Source organism: Desulfonatronospira sp. (assembly GCA_003563255.1).
Lineage (GTDB): Bacteria > Desulfobacterota > Desulfovibrionia > Desulfovibrionales > Desulfonatronovibrionaceae > Desulfonatronospira.
The window spans coordinates 1-2576 of sequence record PWSL01000514.1 but is presented as its reverse complement, the minus strand read 5'-3'; the positions used below and the strand labels follow the sequence as shown (position 1 = coordinate 2576).

The following is a 2576-nucleotide window of genomic DNA, read 5'->3' as shown; positions in this document are numbered from 1 at the left end:
CCTGTCCAACCTGTCCAACCTGTCCAACCTGTCCAACCTGTCCAACCTGTCCAACCTGTCCAACCTGTCCAACCTGTCCAACCTGTCCATTTTGTCCAACCTGTCCATCATGTCCATCCTGTTAATCCTGTCTAAAGATTCTTGTTTTTTAACAGGCTTTCAACGGTTAAGTCACTAGGCTTTTTCCGCGACCCTGCACGGAAAAAAAGGCCCCTGCGGGGCATCATTCGGTCAACCCTTGCAGTAAGTGCCGGGGTGCCTGTCCCCACTAACATGCAAGCAGGGATTTTTTTTCTTTTCTTTCTTGTTCCCAGGCTGGAGCCTGGGAACAAGAAAGAAAAGAGGTAGCCAGGAACGAAGAACCAGGAACCACGAACCGATTTTAACGACCAACATGTTGTTCCGAAATTTGTGCTAAGCGCCTAACTGGGGCGCCTTTGCGTGAGAATATGTTTTTGGGTTGCGGGCAAAGCCCGCCTTACTTGTTTCCTGGATCAGGCAGAAAAAGATACTCAAGGCCTTCATCCTTTGCCCGATGCATCCTTGTCTTTGATTTTCTGATAAGTTCCTCAGCACTGGAGGCATCATCTGGAAAAATACTGATCCCCATTGTGATTCCCAGCTTGATGAGATGCCCCTTCAACAAAAAAGGATCTTTCATGCTCATGCTGATTTTTTCAATCATGCTTTCAAGGCCCTGGGCACTGACCATGTTCAGGCCGATAATTGCAAAAACGTCCCCGTTATAGCGGGCCAGGGTATCGCTTTTGCGTACAAAGCCCAGGAGCCTCTGGCCCGTCTGATACAAAAGCTTGTCACCGATACTTCGGCCGAACTGATCATTGATCTCCCTGAAATCATTTATGTCAAAAAAAATCATGCCCACCTTATACTTATACCTTTGAGCCAGAGAGCAGGCCTGATTCAGCCGGTCCAGAAAAATTTCTCGACTGGGTAGACCGGTCAAGGAGTCATGCAGTGTACTTGGACTTATCAGCTCATTTGCGGGCATGGTTTTTTCAGTTAAAAAGGCATAACAGAATTTCTTCTGTTCGTGAGTATGCGGCACAGTGGTAATTCTGACCCATTTAATCGTCTTGCTCAAGGAAAAAACCCTGAAATCAGTTTCAAAAGATTGCTGTTTTTCCAGGCTGAAAAACACTCCATCATGAATCCGGACTACATCCTCAGAATGCATATTAGACCATAAAAGATCGGGAGAGGACATCACTTCATCAAGGTCGAGTTCGAGAAGATCACCTGTACCCTGGCTGATATAACGCGGCACTATAGAACCATCCGGAGCCATCTTAAACTGAACAATAGCGCCAGACATACTGCAGACCATGTCCCTGAGCAGGGATTCGCTGCTCCCCAGAGCAGGTCTGCTCTTGTATGTGTCGGTAATGTCAAGAGCCATTTCAATAAATTTTACCGGATGGCTGTTGCCATCCATGAACGGGTAAATGCGCAGTTCCCAGGTTTTACCGTCAGGGGCCTCCATGACAACCTGCTCCGCTGCCTGGTTTTTCTGGACCCGGTTCGCCGGACAGTTGCTGCAAGGTTTGTCTGCTCCTGCAAGAAAATGGTAGCATTTTTTTCCTTTCAGTTGATCCTGGTCCAGGTTCAGACTGTCTGTAACAGCCTGGTTGGACCAGATAATATTCAAGTCCTTGTCCAGACAGAAAATCGATTCCTGTATACTATTTAAGACAGGCGAGTCCCATTGTCCATGTTTGCCGGCCCGGGATTCATCATTTTTCATCCGCAGCAATGCATTAATATGGGCCAGCAGTTCTCTGGTCTCCAGAGGTTTAAATAAAAAACCGTCGGCGCAGGTCTCCAGGGCCTGCACCTTTAGATCCCGTGCATTTCTAGCGGATGACAGCAGGATAACACTGATCCCCTCCAGGCCCGGCATGGACTTGATTTTTGTGCATACCTCCAGTCCGGGCGTATCAGGAAGCTCGGCATCCAGAAGCACCAGGGACGGCCTGCAGGCAGAAGCGGTCTCCAGAGCAGCCTGAGCAGTGGATGCAGTCACAACATTATATCCGGCCTTACGTAGAACCGCGGAATTATCCGACAGGCTCTCGGAATCGCTGTCAACAAGCAGTATGGTTTCCATGGTATTTCTCTGCACGGCTCGAGATCATTTCCCCGAATCGATATATATGATGCAACTGCAAAAGTCGAAGCACGGACATTATACATTAATTCAAGACCAGCTAAGTGCTTCTATTCATACATATGATGACGTGATAAACTTTTGAACGTATTGGTAAGTCTTGAATTAGACTTACCAATGAAGTCCTATCAAAAAAACAAGATACTTAGACAGGAGTGATTACCTTTTGGCCTGGCTTCCGGCCAGGACAAAAATGATTTTCTCTTCATCAATCTCTTAATCTATGCCTGCCACGCGTCTTTGGCGTGGTTAATCCATGCCTGCCACGCGCTGCGCGTGGTCAAAAAAACTCTTTTCTTTATTGGGTTGCGGGCAAAGCCGGCATTAGACTTATTCCTGAAACCCTGTCAGGAAAAACAAGAAAATATTGAACCACGCGAAGCGCGTG

Annotated in this window: 1 protein-coding gene; it reads right to left on the bottom strand. The window is 47.4% G+C overall.

The window, feature by feature from the left end; all coding sequences use genetic code 11:
* Positions 1 to 478 precede the first annotated feature (478 nt).
* Complete coding sequence (locus tag QZP87_RS14970) at positions 479 to 2128, bottom strand: diguanylate cyclase (protein WP_291323730.1); 1650 nt, start codon at positions 2126 to 2128, stop codon at positions 479 to 481.
* Positions 2129 to 2576: the final 448 nt, after the last annotated feature.